17 protein-coding genes are annotated in these 23,438 nt (G+C 57.9%); 9 read left to right on the top strand and 8 right to left on the bottom strand.

Translation table 11 applies throughout. The annotated features are described in order from the left end of the window. Positions 1 to 245 precede the first annotated feature (245 nt). Positions 246 to 461: a hypothetical protein gene (locus tag IQ265_RS03200; RefSeq protein WP_194050755.1), complete on the top strand. Its 216-nt coding sequence runs from the start codon at positions 246 to 248 to the stop codon at positions 459 to 461. A gap of 44 nt (positions 462 to 505) precedes the next feature. Here IQ265_RS03200 and IQ265_RS03195 read toward each other — a convergent pair whose 3' ends face one another. Further along, entirely contained in the window at positions 506 to 1,240 is a 735-nt protein-coding gene (locus tag IQ265_RS03195) for a Mut7-C RNAse domain-containing protein (protein WP_194050754.1), read from the bottom strand. Between the two features lie 266 nt (positions 1,241 to 1,506). Between IQ265_RS03195 and IQ265_RS03190 the strand changes: the two genes are divergently transcribed. Further along, on the top strand, positions 1,507 to 1,995 hold the full coding sequence (locus tag IQ265_RS03190; RefSeq protein WP_194050753.1) for an orange carotenoid protein N-terminal domain-containing protein: 489 nt from the start codon (positions 1,507 to 1,509) through the stop codon (positions 1,993 to 1,995). Between the two features lie 329 nt (positions 1,996 to 2,324). Here the strand turns inward: IQ265_RS03190 and IQ265_RS03185 are convergent, their stop codons facing one another. The 4 genes from IQ265_RS03185 to IQ265_RS03170 all read right to left on the bottom strand — a co-directional run bounded on the left by IQ265_RS03185 (position 2,325) and on the right by IQ265_RS03170 (position 6,775). After that, positions 2,325 to 4,097: an ABC transporter ATP-binding protein gene (locus IQ265_RS03185; RefSeq protein WP_194050752.1), complete on the bottom strand. Its 1,773-nt coding sequence runs from the start codon at positions 4,095 to 4,097 to the stop codon at positions 2,325 to 2,327. A 31-nt stretch (positions 4,098 to 4,128) separates the two neighbouring features. Next, complete coding sequence (locus IQ265_RS03180) at positions 4,129 to 4,464, bottom strand: XisI protein (protein ID WP_194050751.1); 336 nt, start codon at positions 4,462 to 4,464, stop codon at positions 4,129 to 4,131. Further along, a complete protein-coding gene (locus IQ265_RS03175) occupies positions 4,452 to 4,868 on the bottom strand; it encodes an element excision factor XisH family protein (protein ID WP_194050750.1) in 417 nt (138 codons plus the stop codon). Before IQ265_RS03175 ends, IQ265_RS03180 begins: the two co-directional genes overlap by 13 nt. 98 nt (positions 4,869 to 4,966) lie before the next feature. After that, positions 4,967 to 6,775, bottom strand: coding sequence for an ABC transporter ATP-binding protein (locus IQ265_RS03170; RefSeq protein WP_194050749.1), 1,809 nt, complete (start codon positions 6,773 to 6,775; stop codon positions 4,967 to 4,969). A gap of 275 nt (positions 6,776 to 7,050) precedes the next feature. Between IQ265_RS03170 and IQ265_RS03165 the strand changes: the two genes are divergently transcribed. Continuing rightward, entirely contained in the window at positions 7,051 to 7,227 is a 177-nt protein-coding gene (locus IQ265_RS03165) for a DUF4278 domain-containing protein (RefSeq protein WP_194050748.1), read from the top strand. 89 nt (positions 7,228 to 7,316) lie between these two features. On the opposite strand, the gene IQ265_RS03160 is transcribed toward IQ265_RS03165, so the two are convergent. Further along, entirely contained in the window at positions 7,317 to 8,228 is a 912-nt protein-coding gene (locus IQ265_RS03160) for a DUF5996 family protein (protein ID WP_194050747.1), read from the bottom strand. Positions 8,229 to 8,884: 656 nt separating this feature from the next. On the opposite strand from IQ265_RS03160, the gene IQ265_RS28495 reads away from it, so the two are divergent. After that, complete coding sequence (locus IQ265_RS28495; RefSeq protein WP_228037531.1) at positions 8,885 to 14,197, top strand: PAS domain S-box protein; 5,313 nt, start codon at positions 8,885 to 8,887, stop codon at positions 14,195 to 14,197. Positions 14,198 to 14,333: 136 nt separating this feature from the next. Here IQ265_RS28495 and IQ265_RS03140 read toward each other — a convergent pair whose 3' ends face one another. Continuing rightward, complete coding sequence (locus tag IQ265_RS03140; protein WP_194050746.1) at positions 14,334 to 15,326, bottom strand: SDR family NAD(P)-dependent oxidoreductase; 993 nt, start codon at positions 15,324 to 15,326, stop codon at positions 14,334 to 14,336. An 86-nt stretch (positions 15,327 to 15,412) separates the two neighbouring features. Here IQ265_RS03140 and IQ265_RS03135 point away from each other — a divergent pair, with 86 nt between their 5' ends. The 5 genes from IQ265_RS03135 to IQ265_RS03115 all read left to right on the top strand — a co-directional run bounded on the left by IQ265_RS03135 (position 15,413) and on the right by IQ265_RS03115 (position 22,945). Further along, the gene (locus IQ265_RS03135; protein WP_194050745.1) at positions 15,413 to 16,114 is read left to right on the top strand and encodes an SOS response-associated peptidase; all 702 of its coding nucleotides are present in this window, start codon (positions 15,413 to 15,415) and stop codon (positions 16,112 to 16,114) included. 512 nt (positions 16,115 to 16,626) lie between these two features. Further along, positions 16,627 to 18,087, top strand: coding sequence for a FecR domain-containing protein (locus tag IQ265_RS03130; protein ID WP_194050744.1), 1,461 nt, complete (start codon positions 16,627 to 16,629; stop codon positions 18,085 to 18,087). A gap of 207 nt (positions 18,088 to 18,294) precedes the next feature. Further along, positions 18,295 to 19,482 carry a M20 family metallopeptidase gene (locus tag IQ265_RS03125; protein WP_194050743.1) on the top strand — a complete coding sequence of 396 codons (1,188 nt, stop codon included), beginning with the start codon at positions 18,295 to 18,297 and terminating at the stop codon, positions 19,480 to 19,482. A gap of 128 nt (positions 19,483 to 19,610) precedes the next feature. Further along, entirely contained in the window at positions 19,611 to 20,987 is a 1,377-nt protein-coding gene (locus tag IQ265_RS03120; protein ID WP_228037530.1) for a leucyl aminopeptidase family protein, read from the top strand. A 653-nt stretch (positions 20,988 to 21,640) separates the two neighbouring features. Then, the gene (locus tag IQ265_RS03115; protein WP_194050742.1) at positions 21,641 to 22,945 is read left to right on the top strand and encodes a glycosyltransferase family 4 protein; all 1,305 of its coding nucleotides are present in this window, start codon (positions 21,641 to 21,643) and stop codon (positions 22,943 to 22,945) included. A 262-nt stretch (positions 22,946 to 23,207) separates the two neighbouring features. Here IQ265_RS03115 and IQ265_RS03110 read toward each other — a convergent pair whose 3' ends face one another. Beyond that, the gene (locus IQ265_RS03110) at positions 23,208 to 23,429 is read right to left on the bottom strand and encodes a hypothetical protein (protein WP_194050741.1); all 222 of its coding nucleotides are present in this window, start codon (positions 23,427 to 23,429) and stop codon (positions 23,208 to 23,210) included. Positions 23,430 to 23,438: the final 9 nt, after the last annotated feature.

Here is a 23,438-nt window from a genome sequence, read left to right as displayed (position 1 = left end):
CATCAGCATTGCCACGCCCGACCCAAAAAAGGGCTAGGGGCTGTACCCCCGATTCTTGGAGCATCAGCGGCTATTTGATGACAGCCCCTAGAGGCAGGTCACAAAGACGGGCCAAACTCACCAGATCTAACCCAACGATAGGTTTCACCGAAGCCGAGTTGCTGCACGCTGAACCTAGAGCTTAGCGCCATAGCCGCTCAGCTGGGTCTATGGGTTTAGCTCAAATTGAAGCAAAACTAATCTGTATGCGAATTTTTTTGATTGTTGGGCTATTCGTTTGTTTTTTGGTGTCGGGTTGCGAGTTTTTTACCCCCGATACCAGTCGCGCGCTGTCTCAAACGCGCCAAATTGACGAGATGCACAAACAGACCGAGCAATTGCAGCGCCAGGCCGATGCCCTGGAGCGTTTGGCCAATCAAGCCAGCCCCGCCAAAACCGTCGCTCCTACGGTTAGCCCCTAAACTCATAGTTAGTAATTGCCTGCCTAAATGCTCGTGGCCGCTGCTCAAGTGACGCGCTCGACGAGCTGCTGAATGCGATCGTAGTGGGCACCTTTCCAGTAGATTTGACTACAGCTTTGGCAGCGCGAAAACTCGTTGTAGTGGAGGCGAGTTAGGGGCGGAATGCGATCGCTAATTTCGGCTTTATCGACGGCAACAAGCTGTCCATTGCAGCGGGGGCACCGCTCTAGGGGCGCAACAGCATCGTGTAGATGAAACCGATCTAACACCTCTTTGGCCTGCTGTTCGGGTACGTGAGAACGCACAATGTACCCGTGGGTAACCACGCTGCGCTTGAGTAACCCCCGGTCCTGGGTGAGCAAAATTCGCTGCTGCTGGCTGGAGATCTGGGCCAGTTCTGCGTCGTCGTAGTCGCGGCGGTAAAGGGCATTAAACCCGAGCAATCGCAGGTAGGTAGCGAGTTTACCCAAATGCACATCTAGCACAAATTTAATTTGGGGCAGGGGGGCAGGGCGCACCAGCGACGTAAACCCGACCTCAAGCGCTTTGGAGAGAGGATAAACGGCAATGCGATCGCAATGCTGGGTCAAATAGTCAAACCCCACCGATACTCCGTTGACGAGGATCAAATCTACTTCTGGATGCGGTACTCCCAGGGCTTCGATCGCATCTTTTATCGAGGCCGGTTCCTTCAGCCAGTGGGCAAACTCCGCCTGTTTTTGCTCTGGCGATAGAAAGTCGTTTAGCTCGGCGTAGAACCGAAAGACTAGCCGCTGCATCTAGATCCCTGTGTACTGCACCTCAACCATCGTAACCATCCCATGAAAATCGTGTCTTAGCGGTACAGAACCAACTCAATTCAAGCGATTAATGCCCAAGTGGCTGATGCTTTCCCTGTCTATGGGTTAGCCGTGTTTATTGCTCCCGACAGAGGGGATCTTGCAAATATTAACTTAAGTTACACACAGCCAGTCAAGGCGCAGAACGCATAGTCAAACGTGTTTCTTATCGTCTATTGCTACTCAATTGTAAAAAAGGATTTTTTATGACCAATTACACAGCCGCCGTCAACAACTCTGACCAAGCCATATCCGTTTTTCAACGCTTAGATGTAGACGATCAGCTAGCGCTGTTGTGGTTCGTCTATGAGCAGATGGGCGACTCAGTTACCCCGGCTGCGCCTGGCTCGGCCTCCCCAGAAATTGCTACCGGCCTCTACAACCAGGTCAAGGAGCAAGAACAGCAGCAGCAGCTCGAGACCATGCGCGCGATCGCCCGCAAAGACCACTCCAACCAAATCAGCCGGGAGTATGGCTCTCTGGCCGCCAACACCAAGCTGGCCTTCTGGTACTTTCTGGCCCAGGGCATGACCAGCGGCGAAATTATCCCCATGCCCGACGATTACGAATTCTCCGACCAGGGCAAAGACCTGCTGGCCGCCCTCAAAACCATGGGCTTTGAAGAGCAAATCACCATTCTGCGCAGTGCCGCCGAAGGCATGGGCAGCGAGCCCGCCAGCGGTTCTGGCGTATAGGCTTAACGTCGGGTGAAAAACTCGCTTAACTAGCTTCACTCACTAGAGGGATTGTCTCCACGGAGGCAGTCCTTTTTTTTGCGCTGCTGAATTGGAAATTGCTGTACACAGATACGGCCGCAGTCGATTGAGTTAGGACACTTTCAAGGGGCGGAACCCTTCGGTAGGAGCACTGCACTGCAGTGCCCCTACGCTGAACCTTCCTCATTCGTGGACGTTTGCAATATGAGTCAAAAAGTCAATGTCTCTCCGAGGGAATAAACAACCGTTTGCCTCTGCCTAAATTTTTGCCTCAATTCAGCAACGCCCTGAGTGATTCAGCGCCGGCTTCAATCAGCACCCAACTGCAGACCATAGAGATTGGCGTAGATGCCTTCGTAGGCCATTAGCTCAGCGTGGGTGCCCTGCTCGACAATTTCGCCCTGCTGAATCACCAGCACCTGATCGGCCTGGGTGACGGTGCTGAGCCGGTGGGCAATTACAAAGCTGGTGCGGTTCTTTAGCAAGGTTGCGATCGCATCCTGCACCAGCCCCTCCGTGCGGGTATCGATGCTGCTGGTGGCCTCATCGAGCACCAAAATGCGCGGGTCAATCAGCACCGCGCGAGCAATGCTCACCAGCTGGCGCTGGCCCTGGCTCAGCGGCGCGCCCCGTTCGCCCAGGCGGGTGCTGTAGCCCTGGGGCAGCGATCGCACGAACTCGTGTACGTTCGCCGCCTGGGCCGCCGCCTCAATGTCAGCCTGGGTGGCGTGGGGTGCGCCAAAGGCAATGTTTTCGGCCACGGTGCCGCTAAAGAGCAGATTATCTTGCAGCACAATGCCAATCTGGCGGCGCAGGCTGGCCTGGGTGACATCGCGCACATCAATGCCGTCGATCTTGACGGCCCCCTCCGACACATCGTAAAACCGCATAATTAGGTTGATGATCGTGCTTTTGCCCGCTCCGGTTGGCCCCACCAGGGCGACCATCTGCCCCGGCTGAGCACAGAGGTTTACCCCCTTTAGCACCCGCTGGTTGGGGGTGTAGCCAAACCCCACCGCCTCAAACCGCACCTCCCCGTCAATGGGCGGCATCTCAGTAGCGTTAGGCGCGTCTTGCAGGGTCGCGGGTTCATCTAGCAGCAGAAAAATGCGATCGAGCCCCGCCAGGGCCGACTGGGCTTGGGTATAAAACTGGCTGAGAATCTGAATCGGGCGAAAGAACTGCTGCACGTAGAGCAAAAACGCCGTCACCGTGCCCACCGTCATCACCCCGGTTACCGCCAGGTAGCCGCCGTAGGCCATCACCCCCGCCGTGGCCAGGGTATTGAGAAAGTCGATGGAGGGCAAAAACGCCGCCGTTACCGCCACCGCCTGCACGTTGGCCCTGCGGTTGGCGGCGTTGAGGCTGTCAAACTCTTCAATGTTGAGCTGGGTGCGGTTAAAGGCCTGGGCCTCTTTCACGCTGCCGATGTCTTCTTCGAGCTTGGCCGACAGGTCGCCGATGGTCTGTCGGGTGACGCGAAACCGCCCCCTGGCCCAGCGGGAGAAAAACCCGGTGGTAAAAATCATCAGCGGCACCACCAGGTTACTCAGCAGCCCCAGCTGCAAATTGATCGACAGCATCGCGATGATGATGCCCACCAAGCTGAAGGTCTGACCCAGCACCTGGGGAATCGTCAGGCCAAAGGCCTGGTTCACCGTGTTTACGTCGTTGAGTAGGCGGCTCATCAGGTCGCCCGCTTCGCTGCGATCGAAAAAGCTCACCGGGAGGCTCTGAATTTTGTCAAAAATATCCTGCCGCAGCTGCCCCAGCAGCTTCTGCACAATGCCCCCCATGCGCCAGATCTGGCCCCGAATGGCCCACACGCCAACGATGTAAATTACCGTCAGTGCCGCCAGCATCCACAGCAGCCCCGCCAGGTTGCCCTGCAAAATCAGGTTGTCGATCGCCCAGCCAATCAGCAGCGGCCCGATCGCCTGAGTAGTAGCCCCAATCGCCACCAGCAGCAGCGCCAGAGGCAGCTCCTGGCGGTAGGGCGCAAAATACTGCAAAAAACGCCCCACCGTCGAAAGCTTGGGTTTAGCGTCCGCTGGGGACTGGGCAGCTGTAGCAAGAGTCATCGGTAGTCATTCCTCACTGGCAGTTCTAGACCTATGCAACCGCATAGCCCGTATGCTCTCGAACGTAGGGGGGGTGAAACGCCAGCACAATGCGTTCTTTGGGCACACCAGCGGTGACAAGCTCTTCTGTAATACTGCCTTCGATGCCATCGTAGTGAATCCAGATTTTGCCATCGCGAATTTCAGCATGTACAACGATGCCATGAATGCGCCTATTGCCCTGCCAGCCTTCGTGCATTAAAAGAAAATGGTTGCCGTCGCGGCTGACCATAACGTAGGTCTCAACATTGCCTTTAGCACAAGAAAGCTCGGCGTAGTACTGGAGAGTTTCTTCTAGAGTTGTGCGCCATTGATCTAAGGTTTCCATTGAATGATCTCCTCAGTGATTGGATCAAATACAAGCAGATGAAAACCAGGCTCCGCTAGCAAGAGTAACCCAGCTTCTTCTGCAAATACGGTTTGAAATACAGTCTCATTGACCGCAAGGTACAGCATTCGATCGGGCTCTTGCCGCTGTAGCGTTCTGGCATAGAGGAAAAACTGGCCCCAAGCAACTTCTAAATCACTGATCGGCGAAGGCCCCAAAAAGCTTTTAATTTCTACGGCAATTTTCTCTGAGCCACGCTCAGCCGCAATAAGTTTTTCTGCACCCAAATTAACAAATACAGAGCGTAAGCCTATGGTTAAGACAAGCGGGTCAGCTGTAATCACCCAACCGTCTTTCTCCAGGGCTATACGGACGGCATCGTGAAAGAGGTCTCTGGCTGGCATTACTGGTGATTGTGGCAATTGAGGAAATCACGCCCTCCAATTGTAGAGCCAGGAATGGGAGGCACTAGAAATCTGCTGGGTTGACTATTCAGGCAAGTTTAGGTGAGAACTGGAGTAGCGCCGACCTGGGATTCTAAAATCACGCCGTAGAGGGGGCTAGTGGCCATCAGGTGGTCGTGGGTGCCCTGGGCGACCAGACGGCCTTTATCCATCAGCAGAATGCGATCGGCGGTGCGCACGGTGCTGATCCGCTGGGCGACCACAAAGGCGGTGCAGGTGCGGCGGCGCATCAGGTCGTCGAGGGCGGCCTGAATTTGGGCGGCGGTTTGGGCATCGACGGCGCTGGTGCTATCGTCGAGTATCAAAATGTTGTAATCGGTCAGCAGGGTGCGGGCGATCGCAACTCGCTGCTTTTGCCCCCCCGACAGCCCTACCCCGCGCTCGCCAACGATGGTGTCGTAGCCGTCGGGTAAACTGGCCACAAAATCGTGAATTTGGGCGGCCTTGGCCACTTCGATCACCTCCTGCAGGGTAGCCTCGGGTTTGGCGTAGGTGATGTTGGAGAAAATGGTGCCCGAAAACAGGGTGGTTTCTTGAAAAACGGTGCTGATACGCGATCGCAGGCTCTCTAGCGTAAAGTCGCGCACGTCGCGGCCATCGATGCGCACCGCCCCAGCGGTGACATCGTAAAAGCGGGGAATCAGGTTGGTGACGGTGCTTTTGCCCGAGCCGGTCATGCCCAAAATGGCGACTAGCTCGTTGGGTTTGGTTTCAAAGGAGATGTCGCACAGAGTCGGACTGGTGGCACCGGGGTAGCGAAACGAGACATTTTCAAAGGTAATTCTGCCGCCGCAGGTGGTGAAGGGGATGGCGCGGGGGCGATCGCGAATTTCGATGGCGGCATCGATCACTTCGTAGACCCGCTCGGCGGAGGAGGCCGCCTGGGCGATCGCCGGAGCGGCAAAGCCAATCAGCAAAATTGGCTGCAAAATCAGCAGCAGGTAGGCATTAAACGCCACCAGCTCGCCAACTGAAAAGCGATCGCCGATCACCGCTGCGCCGCCGTAGCCCACCACCGCCACGATCACCAGGTTGCTGACCAAAAAGATAAACGGAAATGTGTTGCGAATCGCCACAATGGTTTTCATGTTGGCGGCAATTAAGCCGTTGTTGAGCTGGGTGTAGCGATCGCGCTCCACCTCCTCCCGCACAAAGGCTTTGACCACCCGCACCCCCAGCAAATTTTCCTGCAGTACGCCATTCAGGTCGCTGAGCTGCTCCTGCACCTGGCGAAACAGCAGGTTGTTTTGGCTAAAGAATCGCGCCATCAGCCACCCCGCCAGGGGCACCACTGTCAGGCTAATCAGCGCCAGCCGCCAGTTCATCACCAGCAGAATGGTGGCGATCGCCACCAGCGTCACCACGCCGCTAATCACCTGCACCAGGCTGGTACTTAAAAAGGTGCGAACTTGCTCAATATCGCTGGTGACGCGGGTGAGCAGCTGCGAAGTCTGAGACTGGTCGTGGTAGCTAAAGCTGAGAATTTGAATCTTGCTAAAAATGCGGTTGCGCAGGTCGTAGACTACGCTCTGCGACATGGCCTCGGCGCAGAAGCTCTGACCAAAGTTAAACAGCCCTCGGGCCAGGGCTGCCGCCACCAGCGCCGCCCCGCTCTGCAGCACCACCGTCAGGTTGTTTTGGGCAATGCCCTGGTCGATGGCCCAGCGAAACAGCTGCGGCGTTACCGCGTAGGCCGCCACCAGCAGTAGCGCGCTGACCAAAGCCCCCAGCGTCAGCCAGGGGTAACGCTTGAGACTGCCCAACACCCGCTGTAGGTGACTGAGAGACGACCTGTCTTGATTGTCTTGATGAGACTGCACAATCGCCTGCTCCTCCAGCGTCTGCATCATTCTAAGCGGAGTTGTTCCCTGAGCGAGTTGTTCCCTGAGCGGGGTTGTTCCCTGAGCGGGGTTGTTCCCTGAGCGGAGTCGAAGGGAACAACCCCGCTCAGGGAACGGCTGTGGCTGTCCTCGTGATCTCCGTCAGCGCCAGGGCCCGATCGCATCACATCCGCCGCCTCAAACTATCACTGCCCAGCCCCTACCGCCGTCACCCGCCGAAGCAAGCAGACGGGGGATAGTAATGTTGTCAGCCAAACCACCCCCTACCAGGAGCCACAGCCATGCAGCTTACCTATCGCGGCCAACCCTACGAAACCTCTGCCCCTGCGATCGCCTCTGCCCCCAGCGACGAAACCGCCACCTTCCTCGGTCGGCCCTACGTCCGCAGGCAGTTTGATGTGGCCCAGCGCCAGCAGCCCGCCACCTTGACCTATCGCGGCACTCGCTACGTCCGGTAGAGTCCAACCTTTCCGCTCAGACAACCTCAGTGTTTCCTCCTGCCTCGCTGTCGCCAGCGAGGTTTTTTGTTGCAGCCCTCCCAAATCAATTACTTGAACCAGGTTTGGCGCAGGGCGGCGGTGTCCCACTGGGCCCGTTTTGCCGCGGCCTCGTAGGTGCTGTGCAGAAAGCTCAGCAGCGCCTGATCGGGGTCGTCGGCCTGGCGCACGGCGTCGTAGGGCAGCACAAACTCGCCCAGGCCGTCGTGGAAAAAGGCGGCTTCGGGCTGCACGGGTTCGTCTTTAAATCCCTCCGGCACCGGGTAGGCGTAGGAATAAAAAGCCGGATAGCCCAGCCCTGTGCCTGGCCAAAACCCGGCGCTGCTCACCTCCTGGCAGTAGGCCTCTCTGGCGACATCGTCGGGCAGGTTGGGCACACCGCCGGGATGCTCAGGGGCCGATCGCCCCGAAAACCGCGTCACTGCCAAGTCAAAGCTGCCCCAAAAGAAATGCACCGGGCTAACCTTGCCGCTGAAGTGCGATCGAAACTCGCGAAAAATGCGATCGCTCTGCAAGAGCACCCGCCAAAATCGCTGGGCCGCCTCGGCATCGTAGGCCCCGTGGGTTTCATCCTGCTCAAAGGGAATGGGGTCAGGGATTTCGTTGGGTTTGGTATTGATCTTGACGCCCAGACCCAGCTCGGCGAGGGCGGCCATCACCGCCCGATAAAAGTCTGCCACCGACCGGGGGCGCAGTTCGACGGTGCGCAGGTTGCCCTCGCTGGTGGCAATGCGCAGCTGCTGGTCGATAAAATCGAAGTCAATTTGAAAGATCTGGTCACGGTGGGGAATGGGGCCGGTGGTTAGCCCCCACGCGCTCAGGTAGAGCGGCACGTGCCAGGAGTGATTGATCCAGGGCGTTTGCACCAGGCGAATTTTACCCACGATCTGAGTCCACAGGTGCAGCGTGGTGCAGGTGTCCTGCCAATCGTCGAAAGCTAGATCTGGCCATCGGTTAGGCATAGCGTCTCCAAACTGAGGGTTTAAGGGCAGTGATTTGAGATGAGTTCTCGATCTAGGGGATGCTTGGGGCCTACGGTGGCGCTGGCCTATAGCGGGTAGGCCATTCACTTATCCCTCCCCAGGCAGATTCCTGTTTCTTTAGTTGGGTTGAGAATTGTTTCGTTACAATTAGCGGCCCCCGCCGATAAAGGGATATTGGGGTATGGTGCTGCGGGCAGCCTTGCCACTGGAACACCTGAAGTTTGGCTGTCCTATGGGTGAGCTGCACCAGTTACCACTCGCGCAAACTCTATCACTCGCGCCCGCCATTGGCCAGCAGAGCGGCGAGAGGTCATTCAACCCTTGAACGCTGGGAGAACAAGGCTATGGTGCCAACTTCTCTGGCTTTAGAGACCGCTGACCCTAGGGTTAGCGCGGCGGGCTCTAGGGTTGCTCTAGAGTCAGTTGGCTCGGCGTCTATACTTCTCGGCTGCGCCGCTCCTGGCGATTCCCTAGAAGCACACTCCGGTCTTTGGCACTGCCGGCAAATTGGTCAGGGCAGCCACAGGCTAGCTGTTTTCCCTCGATGTCTTGCTTCTACGATTTGAGGCGACTGAATGCTAACGACCTTTATGCTTAGAGCTCATGGGTGGGTGAAGAAGGGAGAAACCAGGTAGATGACGCAGCATCAGGTGGCTGACCAGTTGTTTGGCGGCGGCGGTGAAATGGGGGCGCTGGTGCGTGCCCACGATTGGTCAAAAACACCCTTTGGTGCGGTTCAACAATGGCCTCAAAGTCTGCGATCGACCCTGAGCATTTGCCTAAACTCCCGCTTTCCAATGGCCATCTACTGGGGGCCAGACTGCCTGCTGCTCTACAACGATGCCTGGCGACCGATTGTCGGCGACAAGCACCCCTGGTCGCTGGGTCGCCCAGCCCAGGAGGTCTGGCCCGAAATCTGGGCCGATATTGGGCCTGAGTTTGCCCATGTCTTTGCCACCGGGGAGGGCATTTTTCACAGCGATGAGCTGTTGGCGATGCATCGGTTTGGCTACACCGAAGAATGCTTTTTCGACTACACCTTCAACCCCATTCAGGGGGAGAGCGGTGGGGTGGAGGGAATTCTAAACGTGGTGAGCGAGACCACGTACCGGGTGCTGAGCGATCGCCGTGCCCAGCTGCTGCGCGAGCTTGCCGCCAAGACTGCCGCCGCCAAAACCGTCGAGGAGACCTGCGCCCTGGTGGCAGGGGTGCTGGGCTCAGACCCGGCCGATATACCACTGGCGCTGCTCTACATTGCCGACGCCGACGCCAAAACGGCCCACCTCTGCAAGGGAACTGAGCCAGCCGCAGCGGTGCCCTATGCCCCAGCGCAGGTCAGCCTCGATGCCGATAGCCAGGGCTGGCCGATCGCCCTGGTGACCCAAACGGGGCAGCCCCAAACCGTGGCCGATCTGGCCAGCCGCTTTGGCCACATTCCCGGCAGCCCCTGGCCCGAGCCCCCCCAGGAGGCGCTGGTCCTGCCGCTGGTGGTGCCGGGGCAAACCCCGATCGCGGGGGTGCTGGTGGCGGTGGCCAGCCCTCGCCGTCGCTTAGATGATTCCTACCGCGACTTTTTTAAGCAGGTGGCGGCCCAGCTGTCTACCGCGATCGCCAACGCCCGCTCCCACGAGGAAGAGCGACAGCGGGCCGAGTATCTAACCGAGCTCGATCGCGCCAAGACGGTTTTTTTCTCCAACGTCAGCCACGAATTTCGCACCCCCCTGACCCTGATGCTGGGGCCGATGGAAGACGCCATTCGAGCGGCCCAGGACGACGACCAGCGCGATCGCCTGGAGATGGTGCACCGCAACGCCCTGCGTCTGCAAAAGCTGGTCAACACCCTGCTCGACTTCTCCCGCATTGAGGCGGGCCGCATTGAGGCCGTCTACGAACCCACCGACCTGGCCCTGTTGACCACCGATCTGGCCGGGGTATTTCGCGCCGCGATCGAGCAGGCCGGGCTGCGACTAGTGGTCAACTGCCCTCCCCTGCCCGCCCCCGCCTACGTCGATCGCGAGATGTGGGAAAAAATTGTGCTCAACCTGCTTTCCAACGCCTTTAAGTTCACCTTCGAGGGCGAGATCGAGGTGGTGCTGCGCCCCAGCCAAGACCACATTCTGCTGGAGGTGCGCGACACTGGCATTGGCATTCCTGCCGCCGAACTGCCCCACATTTTTAAGCGCTTTCACCAGGTGCAGGGAGCCAGGGGCCGCACCCACGAAGGCTCGGGCATTGGGCTGTCGCTGGTGCAGGATTTGGTCAACCTGCACGGCGGCACCCTGGGCGTGACCAGCGTGGTGGGCCAGGGCACTCAATTCACCGTCACCCTGCCCACCGGGTTGGCCCATCTACCCGCCGATCGCATCAATGCCCCCCGCACCCAAACCTCAACCGCGATCGGATCTACCCCCTACTTAGACGACATCCTCACCTGGCCCCAAAACCAGTCCTCCCCTTCCCCTTCCTCCTCACCTTCCCCCTCCCCCTCACTTTCCCCTCCCCTCTCCTCCTCTCCCCGCATTCTTCTCGTCGATGACAATGCCGACATGCTCGACTACCTCAAGCGGCTGCTGAGCCAGCAGTATGGGGTAGAAACCGTGCGGGACGGCAGAGCGGCGCTGGCGGCCATTCAGCAGCAGCCCCCCGACCTGGTGCTCAGCGATGTGATGATGCCTGATATCGATGGCTTTGAACTGCTGCGGCAGCTGCGGGCTGACCCGCAAACCAGAGAGCTACCAATTATTTTGCTGTCGGCGCGGGCCGGCGAAGAGGCTCGCCTGGAGGGGCTGGCCGCAGGAGCCGATGACTATTTAACCAAGCCCTTTTCGGCCCGCGAGCTGCTGGCTCGGGTAGAGGCCACCCTCAAACTGGCGCAGCTGCGGCAGGAGTCTCAGGTGGCCCTGCGGCGCAGTGAAGAGCGCTACCGCACCCTGTTTGAGTCGATGGAGGAGGGTTTTGGCATTTGCGAAATGCTGTTTGATGCCAGCGGCCAACCGGTAGACTACCGCTTTTTGGAGGTTAACCCAGCCTTTGAAACCCTCAGCGGCATGCAGCAAATAGCGGGCAAAACGGCGAAAGAACTGGTGCCCAATCTGGAAGACGTTTGGGTTGAGACCTACAGCCGAGTGTTGGCAACCGGGGAACCCTGTCGGTTTGAGCACGAGGCGGCGGCCCTGGGCCGCTGGTTTAGCGTCAGTGCCTTTGCCCTAGACGACCCGCAGCGCCGCAAATTTGCCATTTTATTTACCGATATCAGCGAGCAGCGGGCTGCCCTGCGTGAACGCCAGAAAGCCGAGCGCGAGCGCGAGCGATTTCTCGCAGTGGGCTCAGACCTGCAGGTGGTCAGCGGCAGCGATGGCTATTTTAAGTGGGTTAGCCCCACGCTGGAGCGCATTTTGGGCTGGACCCCCGCCGAAATGACGGCTCGACCCTGGATTGACTTTGTTCACCCGGATGACGTGACTAGAACCGCGACCGAAAACGCCAGCCTGTTTGCGGTGGGCCGCGAGACCTTCTCCTTTGAAAACCGCTACCGCCACAAAGACGGCTCCTACCGCTGGTTTCTCTGGAATGCTCAGCCCTACCCCACTGAGCAGCTGCTCTACGCCGCCGCCGTTGACATCACCGAGCTTAAGCGCACCGAATCTAATCTGCGCGAGAGTGAGGCCCGTTTTCGGCAGATGACCGATGCCGCCCCGATGATGGTGTGGCTCTCTGGCCTCGATAAGCGCTGTACCTACTTCAATCATTCGTGGCTGGCCTTTACGGGCCGCACCATCGACCAAGAAATGGGCGACGGCTGGACTGAGGGCATTCACCCTGACGATTTTGAACACTGCCTAAGCACCTATACCAATGCCTTTAACGCCCGCACCTCGTTTCAGATGGAGTACCGGCTCCGGCACAGAGGCGGCACTCACCGCTGGATCTTTGATGTAGGCGAACCGCGCTTTTCACCAGATGGTGAATTTTTGGGCTATATCGGCTCGTGTTTTGATGTTCACGATCGCAAGCAGGCCGAGGAAAACCTGCGCCAGCGCGAAACCGAGCTACGGCTGGTGACCGACGCCGTACCTGCCCTGATTGCCTTTGTCGATGCCGAGCAGCGCTACCGCTTCAACAACCAGAGCTACGAGAACTGGTTTGGCCAGCCTGCCTCAGCTCTCTACGGCAAGCGCATTGAGGAGGTGGTGGGGGAGGAAGCCTATGCTCGGGTTCGCCCCTATGTGGAACAGGTCTTGGCTGGGCAGCAGGTTACTTTTGAGCGCTCGGTCGAGTTCAAGAACGGCTATGTTCGCTACCTGACGGCCACCTATGTGCCCCGCTTCAATGACCAGGGCCGGGTGGAGGGGTTTGTGGCCCTGATTACCGACTTGAGCGATCGCAAACAGGCCGAAATCGCCCTCAGCCAGAGCGAAGAGCGCTACCGCTACCTGGCCGAATCTATTCCTCAGCTGGTGTGGACGGCCAGTGCCGAGGGGGTGATTGTCGATGCCAACCAGCGCTGGTTGACCTTCACCGGGCTGAGCCTCGACCAGGTGAGAACCGAGGGCTGGCAGACGGTCATTCACCCCGACGATGTGCCGATCTTGGCCCAAAACTGGGCGATCGCTCAGCAGCAGGGCATCAACTACCAGGCCGAAGGCCGCATGCGCCGGGCCGACGGGGTCTATTGCTGGCATTTGCACCAGGCGGTACCGATGAAAGACGCCGACGGGCAGGTGATCAAGTGGTTTGGCACCGCCACCGATATCGAAGACCAAAAGCAGCTAGAACACCAGCGCAGCCAGCTCCTGCTGCAGGAGCAAGCGGCCCGCGCCGCCGCCGAAGCCGCCAGCCGCACCAAGGACGAGTTTTTGGCCGTGGTCTCCCACGAACTCAGGTCGCCCCTCAACCCCATTTTGGGGTGGGCCACCCTGCTGCAGAGCGGCACCCTGAGCGAGGCCAAAACCAAGCAGGCCCTGGCCGTCATTGAGCGCAACGCCAAACTGCAAACCGAGCTAATCGACGACCTCCTCGACGTGTCGCGCATGCTGCGGGGCAAGCTTGAGATCAACGCTACCACCGTCAATTTGGCCGCTACCATTCACGCTGCCGTCGAAACCGTACGGCTGGCGGCAGAGGCCAAATCGATTCGCATCGACCTGCACCTAAACGACACCATCGGCCTGGTTTCTGGGGATGCCACTCGCCTTCAGCAGGTGGTGTGGAATTTGTTGTCTAACGCAGTCAAGTTCACCCCTGCCGGGGGCCAAATTGTGGTGCGGCTGGCCAGAAATGCCGCCAACCAGGCCGAAATTACCGTCACCGACACCGGCAAGGGCATCGCGCCCGACTTTCTGCCCCTCATTTTCGACTACTTTCGCCAGGCCGACAGCGCCACGACGCGGCAGTTTGGCGGCCTGGGCCTGGGCCTGGCGATCGTGCGCCATCTGGTCGAGCTGCACGGCGGCACCATTCGAGCCGATAGCGCTGGCGAAGGGTTGGGGGCGACCTTTACCGTCACCCTACCGGCTTTGGCCAGCCAGCCTGATGCCGACCTCAGTGCCGGCCTTGAAGAACCTGTGCTGAATCTGCGCGGCACCCGCGTTTTGGTGGTCGACGACGATGCCGATACCCGTAATTTTATTGTCTTCCTGCTGGAGCAGGCGGGGGCCACGGTGAGCTCGGCCGCCAGTGCCAATGCCGCCTTCGACACCTTCAAGCAGGTTCAGCCCCAGGTTGTGATCAGCGATATTGGCATGCCCGAGATGGATGGCTACATGCTGATGCGCCAGATCCGATCGCTGCCCGCCGAGCAGGGCGGCCAAATTCCGGCGATTGCCCTTACCGCCTACGCCCGTGAGTCCGATCAGGCGCAAGCCCTAGCCGCTGGATTTCAGCGCCACATTCCTAAGCCGGTGCAGCCCGCCGCCCTAGTTCAAGCGCTGGTGGGGTTGCTGCAGTAATCCCTGGGGAGTCTGCTGCTCGCCATATCTAACCCTACGGGTTCGCCGTTGAAATTGCGCCTGTTTGCGGTGCTGTGGCTGGCGGGTATGGTGGGGGTTTTGTTGGTCGTATCGCTGGGGCTGTAATCGTGGCTTGTTATACCTTGGGGGAACCCAGCGGCCCCAGCAGCAAAAACGGCCAGGGCAGCTCAATGTCGGGCACCAGGTCGGCGTGAGGTTGCAGCCCCGGTACCGCCGAGGGCAGCACAAACCGCAGCGATCGCAGCGAGGCGGGCCGGTGCCCGTCGGCATCGACCACCCCATACTCGCGGGCCAGTTCGGCCACAATCTGCACCTGTCCGGTGCGGCGTGACACCTCGGGGTCTGCCGCCAGGGCGGCAATCACGCGGCCCGTCAGCAGGGGCGTTTCCCAGTTGTAATTGGCCTTGATTGAGTCTGCCGGAGCCCCGCCCCCAGAGTTCGCCCCCAGGCCCATCTCGGCGGCAAACTGGGTCATCAGCTCGGTGCCGACAATGCCGGGCCAGATCGAGAGTGACGTAACCTGATATTTTTTCAGCTCTACGGCCATGTCGGCCGCCATGCGATCGCAGGCCGCCTTGCCCACCCCGTAGGGCACGCCAAAAATGTACGACAGCCCGCCCCACGACGAGAGCGTGCAGATCAGCCCACGCCGCTGCGGCACCATCAGGCGGGCCGCGTAGACGCTAGCGACGTAGTGGCTGCGCAGCCCCACGGTGTTGCAGGCATCCCAAAAATCGGGCTCAGACTCCCAAAAGGGTTTGCCGTAGGCGGCCTTGAGCGCCGACACCCCAGCATAGGCATTGTTGACCAGCAGGTCGAGCCGCCCCCCCTGCTCGCTCTCAATGCGCTCAAACAGGGCGCGCACCTGGTCATCGTCGCTGTGGTCAACTTGCACCGGCAGAGCTACCCCGCCCGCCTTGGTAACCGCCGCCGCGGTTTCCTCTAGCGACCCCATCGACTCGGCGGTTGCCGTGGTGGTGCGCCCCGTCAGGTAGACCGTGGCCCCCGCTTCTGCCAGGCCAACGGCAATGCCCTTGCCCAGGCCCCGGGTGGCTCCGGTAACCAGGGCAATAGTGCCCACCAGCGGTTTTTCAAAGTGGTTTCTCAAGATACTTTCCCAGAGGTGGTTTCCCAAGGGCGCTTGCTACACTTTGATGATACGGAGATGGTCGGGGTTTGTGGAGGAAAAAGCCCATGTGCGGACGGTTTAGCCTCAATCAAACGGGGGAGAATCTGGCGGCGGCGTTTCACCTCAAGGCCGTTCCACCCGTAGCTCCCCGCTATAATGTTGCCCCCACCCAGCCCGTGGCCACAGTGGTTGCCACCGCAGAGCACCCCGAGCCGCATTTTCACCTCTTGCAGTGGGGCCTGATTCCAGGCTGGGCCAAAGATCCGGCGATCGGCAGCCGGATGATCAACGCGCGGGCCGAAACCGTAGCTGAAAAGCCCTCATTCAGGGCGGCGTTTAAGCGGCGGCGCTGTCTGATCTTGGCCGACGGCTTCTACGAATGGCAGCGGCAGGGCGACAAGCAACCCAAGCAGCCTCACTATATTTTTCTCAAAAATCACCAGCCCTTTGCCTTCGCCGGGCTTTGGGAGCACTGGCAAGACCCAGTCGGCGGCGGCGAGCTGCAAACCTGCACCATTTTAACCACCGACCCCAACGAGCTTATGGAGCCCATACACAACCGCATGCCGGTTATTTTGCCCCCCGAAGACTATGTTGCCTGGCTAGATCCCAGCTATTACCAGCCCCAAGCTCTCCAGGCCATGCTGCGCCCCTACGAAGCGGAGGCGATGGATCGCTATCCGGTATCAAAAGTGGTCAACAAACCTCAGCACGATACTCCGGCCTGCATCGAACCCCTAGATGCTGAGGACGGCGATTTGGGTTGAGAACTGCGGGCTGACCTGCATCTCTACAGTAGAAAACTGGCTCTTTGACCCAGGCTCTAATCCCTTCCCTGCTTGGGATTCGGAGTTTTCTCTCGGCAGAGTTTTACTGCTGGGCTTGAACTGAGCTTTGGCCCAGCAACAGCAGGCTAAAGCTAGGTGATTTGGCTGAATTTCACGAACCAGGCTTGTTCACAGAAGTGTAAATAGTTACATACAACCACTGAGCAGTCTGTATATGAAGATGAAGTAAAATTCTGGTCAGGAACTTTATGTCAATCTCACGGATCTGTTATTAAAGCACTAGTAGATATACGTAGAGTTTCTGCTGACTGTCAAAAGGGTTGTGTCTCTAGCGTCATCCATAGTGGCTTTCTTCGGTGCGATCGCATTCGGTAGAGAGTGTTGAGAGAATAAAAAGCTGTTACTGCGGTTATGCCATGCTGAACATCAGCCAATTTGTCCGACGAGGCCCAAGCCACCTTGCCTCCAGAGTGACTGGGTTAGCCTCCCTCATGGCACTGGTGCTGGTCAGCTTGCCCGCCCAGGCTAGTGTGACCCTAACTCGAGCCGATGTTGAGGCGCTGCGTAACCGGGTCGAGTTCATCCCCCGTGGTCAGCAAGCTCGAACGGCCAGAATGTCGGACATTTTGGCGGTGGGCGATGCCCTGCGTACGGCCCCCGCTTCCCAGGCCGACCTGCGCTTCAACGATGGCTCGCTGGCCCGCGTGGGTGAACGGGCGACCTTCCGCTTTGTGCCCAATACTCGCAACTTTCGGCTCAGCAACGGCACCGTGCTGCTCCTCATTCCACCCGGACGAGGCCGCACCAACATTCAAACCCCCAGCGCCGTAACCGGCATTCAAGGCTCGGCGGTGGTTGTGCGCTACATTCCAGACAGCGACCTGACCGTTGTCATGGCCCTCACCAACAACCCCGCCGGGCCAATGACCATTACCGCCAACAGCTGTGGCGGCGATAGCACCGCCTGCGGTGGCACCGAATACTCCCTCTATGGGGGGCAGATGGCCCTGATTCAAAACAATCAGGTGCAGGTGGTCGAGTTCGACCTCCCCATGTTCTACCAAACCAGCCCCTTAGTTGAAGGGCTGGAGCTAGACAACCCCAATGCTGAGTCCCCCCTTGGCCCTGCCCTCGAGCAGGTTCGCCAAGAGACCCTGCAGGCGCTAGAGGAGCAATCCCCCTTTACAGACGCCGTTACCCTCAATCCTGATCTGATTGGTCTTGACAGCACCAGCCAGATCGCCAGTGAACAACCCTGGGTTCTGTCTCCCGCCAACTCGGGTGCTGCTCCCATCTCCATTCTCCGAGGGGTACTCACCCCTGGGGATGGCCTGGTTACCGCTATTCCCACCGAGCCGGTAAGCCCATCGTCCATTCAGCCACCGGTCACGGGTGGCGGCGTTATCAATCCTGGTCCTGTCACGAATCCTGGTCCTGTCACGAATCCTGGCCCTGTCACGAATCCTGGCCCTGTTACGAATCCTGGTCCTGTTACGAATCCTGGCCCTGTTACGAATCCTGGCCCTGTTACGAATCCTGGCCCTGTTACGAATCCTGGCCCTGTCACGAATCCTGGCCCTGTTGCGAAYCCTGGTCCTGTTACGAACCCTGGCCCTGYTACGAATCCTGGCCCTGTTACGAATCCTGGTCCTGTCACGAATCCTGGTCCTGTCACGAATCCTGGTCCTGTCACGAATCCTGGTCCTGTCACGAATCCTGGCCCTGTTACAAATCCTGGCCCTGACACAGGCAATCCTGGTAACGGCCCTGGCAATCCTGGTAACGGCCCTGGCAATCCTGGTAATGGCCCTGGCAATCCTGGTAATGGCCCTGGTAACGGCCCTGGCAATCCTGGTAATGGCCCTGGCAATGCCAATCCGCCGCCGTTTAACGGTGGAGTGCCCGCAAATCCACCTGCCGAGCCTGGGCCTTTTTTCCCTCCCGACAAATAGAGGCCGGTTAAGCTGGGTTAGTGATTAAGCTAAGAACTCATCCAAAACCCCCGTTCCTGAAGCCACAGGTCAAGGAACCTAGGGCATTGTCGGGTGGGTTCTGAGCGTCTGGGCTAATTGGCCACGGCAAACCAGGTTGGTTTGATGTTATACATCAACTCTGGTCTGCTTTAGGCTAAACGTGGCCATTACCGACAGTGCTAACCCATGCTGAGCCAGATAAAATCCGTTGTTGAGGCCATTTCGCCTCGCTTAGTTGAGATTCGTCGCCACATTCACAGCCATCCCGAACTCAGCGGGCAGGAGTATAAAACGGCGGCCTACGTAGCGGGAGTGCTTTCATCCTGTGGGCTGCGGGTGCAGGAGCTGGTGGGCAAAACCGGCGTGGTGGCCGAGCTGCCGGGGGGTGAAGATTCTAGAATTTTGGCCATTCGAGCCGACATGGACGGGTTGCCCATTGCCGAGCGGGTAGATCTGCCTTTTGCCTCGACCCAGTCGGGCATCATGCATGCCTGTGGCCACGACGTGCACACCACCGTTGGGCTGGGCGTGGCCATGGTGCTGGCCCAGCTAAATCTACCGCTGCCGGGCACCACCCGGTTTTTGTTTCAGCCTGCCGAAGAAACTGCCCAGGGCGCTCGCTGGATGATTGAAGACGGCGTGATGGAGGGGGTTTCGGCGGTGTTGGGGCTGCATGTGTACCCCTCGGTGCCCGCCCGCGCCGTTGGCATTCGCTACGGCGCGCTCACCGCCGCCGCCGATGATCTGGAGATTGTGATTGTGGGGGAGTCGGGCCACGGAGGCCGCCCCCACGAGGCGATCGATGCCATCTGGATTGCGTCTCAGGTGGTCACTACTCTCCAGCAGGCGATCAGCCGTACCCAGAACCCGCTGCACCCGATCGTATTGACCATTGGACAAATTCAGGGCGGGCGTGCCCCCAACGTGATTGCCGATACAGTTCGGCTGCTGGGCACGGTGCGATCGCTGCATCCTGAGACTCGCAACCACCTGCCCCAGTGGATTGAGTCAGTGGTCGCGGGGGTCTGCCAGGCCTACGGGGCTAAGTACGAGATTCACTACCGCCGGGGGGTGCCCTCGGTGCTCAACGACCCCACCCTGACTGAACTCACCGCGCGCTGCGCCAGCGAGGCCCTGGGCAACGAGTACCTGCAAATTATTCACGAGCCGTCGCTGGGGGCCGAAGACTTTTCGCTGTACCTAGAGCACGCTCCGGGCACCATGTTTCGCCTGGGGGTGGGCTTTACCGATCGCGCCATTAACTACCCGCTCCACCACCCCAAGTTTGAAGTCGACGAATCGGCGATCGTCGCGGGAGTGCTGACCATGGCCTACACCAGCTATCGCTACTGGCAGCTGCCTGATGTCTCCTAACCGTCAGGCCACAGGCCGAGCTAAGCCGTCTACGCTACCCTGTAGGGCCGTTCGGCACTGGACTTACGCCCCGCGCCAAAACTTCGGATAGACTGATTGATTTGGGTGCCACTCCCGGAGGATAACCGTTGTCAACGCCGATTCTCACACCAGTTCCCATTTATCTGGTAAACCAGACCAATTTTGCCAAAGACCATGCCGACAGCCAGGCCTGGGCCCAGGCCACCGGGTTTAAGGCCGACCCCAACACCGTTTGTCTGGTGCCCAGCGCCGAGGGCAACCTGGCTAAGGTCTTAGTTGGTCAGCCCGACCCGGTGGATACCTGGACCCTGGGCAATCTGCCCAAAACCCTGCCGCCCCACACCTACACCCTGGCCGACGAGTGGCCAGCAGACCTGGCCACTAAGCTCTGGCTGGGTTGGAACCTGGGCCGCTACAGTTTTGCCCAATACAAGCACCAGTCTGCGCCTGCGATCGCCGAACTGGTCCCTCCCCCTGGGGCCGATGCGGCCTATGTGACTACCACCACCGCCGCGACCACCCTGGTGCGCGACCTGATCACCACCCCCGCTGGCGATATGGGGCCAGAGCAGCTAGAGGCGGCGGCCCAGAAACTGTGCGATCGCCACACCGCCAACCTGAGCGTCACCGTCGGCGAAGACCTGCTCGCCCAAAACTACCCCCTGATCCACGCCGTGGGCCGAGCCTACACCCAGGCTCCCCGGCTGCTCGACATCGGCTGGGGCTACCCCGATGCACCTAAGGTAACCATAGTGGGCAAGGGCGTTTGCTTCGATACAGGCGGCCTCGATATCAAACCTGCCGCCGGCATGAAGCTGATGAAAAAAGACATGGGCGGTGCCGCCAACGCCCTGGGCCTGGCGGAAATGATTATGGGCCTTCAGCTACCCGTGCGCCTGCGAGTGCTAATTCCTGCTGTCGAAAATAGCATTGCTGGCAACGCCCTTCACCCTCTAGATGTAGTGCCCTCGCGTCGGGGGCTGACGGTAGAGGTGGGCAACACCGACGCCGAAGGCCGCCTGGTGCTGGCCGATGCCCTCTGGGAAGCCGTCTGCGAAGACCCTGCTCCCCAACTTGTCGTTGACTTTGCTACCCTCACCGGAGCCGCCCGCGTTGCCCTGGGCACCGAGCTACCGGCCTGCTTCAGCAACCGACCCGAGCTGGCCCATACCCTACTAGCCTGCGGTCTGGCTGTGGACGATCCGCTGTGGCAACTGCCTCTGCACCAGCCCTACCGCGCCATGATAGACAGCTCTGTGGCCGACCTCTCGAATATTTCTAACAGCTCCTTTGGTGGGTCGATTACCGCTGCCCTATTTTTGCAGGAGTTTACCCGACCCGAAATTCCCTGGGTGCACCTCGACCTGATGGCCTGGAACGTGCGCACCTTGCCCGGTCGCCCCGAGGGGGGTGAGGCAATGGGGATACGGGCCGTGTTTGAGCTAATTCGACAGCAGGTAGCAAAGAGCACATCCCAAACCTAGCTCCGTAGTGAGCACTGTGGAGTATGTGTAGGTCAATCAAGCTGGGCCAGAGCATCGCCCAGCCCCCCCACAGCCCTGCAGTTTAAAGCCCCTACTTTGGCCAAAACGTGGGGGCTGCATAGCTCAAATGAGGCTGATAGTGCAGGCGAGGCAGTTATGTTTACAGACTATTTACCTAAAGTTTGAAGTATTGTAAAGTGGTCAATGTAGGCGAACATTGCCTCTTAGTAGCCGTCATTTGGTTTATAGCGTCGGGTTTTATCTTTAGAACCTGAGAAGCTTACGCGGTAGAAAAGTTGGAGCACTTTGGTTCACCGTTACTCTTTAAAAAGGTTGTCCTTGGTCGGTCTCAATGAGAGTAGCGGAGTCATGTTGTAGCTAGATGCAAAGCCCTATCTAAAGATATATGGTAGTCTTCAAGGCTTTGTATATTATTGAACACAGCTAGCAGTAATTCTAGTTAGGTCAACCTTACTTTATGATTCGCTTAATAAGAACCTAATCGTCCAGATTAAGCTTTTCAGTCAAATCGCCTTGCTCGAGGTGCTAATCTGCAAGCCACTACTGAACTCCAAATGTTATATGGCTAACACACCGGCATTTGCGTAGGTAGTAGCATAAAAGTCCTCCATAAAACTCGCCCCATCGCCCCTATGAATTCTGACAAACAGTTGAGAATACTTTACTCCTCAGGTCCTGTAGATGCCACAAGCGTCTACATGCATTGGGTTTTAGGTCAGGATGATCCTTCTCACTTTGCGATCACCTATGCTCAAAATTTTTATGAGTTGGCAAGTAAATTCAACGCGAAATCCTGGCTTATCTCATCTAGAGATAAGAAGGGTTTGATTCAGGACAAAAACTTCAAAATTGAATTTAGATCCCTGAAGCATCATTTCAGAAGTAGCATTGCCTACTTCGCTGGTCAGTTTTGGTCGGGCTTGAGGCTGATCGTTTCAGCAATTTTGTTTAGAGCTGATATTTTAATTGCCACCCAGGATAGAACTTTTTGGTTTCTTCTAGGGATTCTTCCTTTGCTTGGCATCAAAATTATTCCCACCATCCACTGTACTCTGTGGCCTAAGTACAAGCGGCTCACTACTGTACAACGAATTATTCAGAAGCTGAACAGCTGGTTCTTTCAGTATGGCTGTGTAGAAATTTGCGTCGTCTCCGAAGATATTAAAGACCAGATTATCAAGATTACCAACGGTAGAAGCCGTCCTATTCGGACATTTGTGCCTACCTACAGAGAAGACTTTCTAAACGATATTAAGATTCAGAGCTACAATTCTGAAACCGATACCTTTAAGGTTTTGTTCGCTGGCAGAGTAGAGACAAGTAAAGGGGTTTACCTGCTTCTAGACGTTGCCAAAAAGTTTATAGCGGCCAAGCCCAACTGTGTTTTTAACGTCTGTGGTACAGGTGGCGAGGTAGAAAACCTCAAGGCTGCTGCGCTGAAAGCCGGTATTGCCAATCAATTTATTGTACATGGTCACTGCAAGCGAGATAAGCTTCGCAAGATGTACGAAACGTCTCATGTGGTGGTGGTGCCAACAACCAAAGACTTTGTCGAAGGATTTAACAAAGTTGTGGCGGAGGGTGTAATCGTGGGGCGACCGATTGTTACCTCTTCTGTCTGTCCGGCGCTGTCTGTGGTTAGAGAGGCCGCAGTGGAAGTTTCTCCTGACAGCGTAGAGGAATACTTCAATGCCATTTTGAGGTTGGCGACAGACAAAGATTTTTATGCGCAAAAGCAGAAAAATGCTGTGGCTCTCAGGAAGCAGTTTTTCTCGTATTCCAAGAGTTGGCAGGCCCAGGTGGAAAGCGTCGTTCAAAAGATCTGTAGAAACACCTCGGATTACAAAGACACCCTGGATTTTAGTAACTACAAACGGGAAGCAGCTCACCCATCCTCGTTGACTGTTAAGCCAGAGCCGGTTCTGCCTCGAAAATAATGGAGTGATCCTGGCTACAGTATGAAAAATCGCCTGCACGGGAATCTTGTCCGTGCAGGCGATTCATTTGTTCTAACTTTACGAATCAACTCGGATTGCTATAGGTAGGGAACCACAATTAAGCGATGCTCTAGGGTGTGTTGCGGCGATGGTCAGAGACTGGCCAGAAGTCAAAGCCCAGCGCACGCTGGAGGCTAGAGTCGGCGTTTCATGCGAGGCAAAGACGTACTTTGCGGATAGTTAGATCACCCGCGCTAGACGGCTAAAACTTTAGACGATCTCGATACAGCCCCTTGATCATATTATCGAGCTGCTCGTCGGGGCAGCAGTCGATCAGGATGTAGAAGGCTTCTAGCAGTTTGGCGGCGCTGTCGCCCATCAGCGGGCTAAGTCCCCACACATCCTGCACCCAGTCTTGGGGGTCGGTGGCATCAAAAATCATCCGCTCCAGCAGCTGCTTGGCCTCGGTTTTAGAAATAGACATGAAGTTGAT

Origin of the sequence: Nodosilinea sp. LEGE 06152, assembly GCF_015207525.1 — a bacterium.
Lineage (GTDB): Bacteria > Cyanobacteriota > Cyanobacteriia > Phormidesmidales > Phormidesmidaceae > Nodosilinea.
The sequence above is the reverse complement of the archived record's forward strand: the minus strand, read 5'-3'. Positions and strand labels throughout refer to the sequence as shown.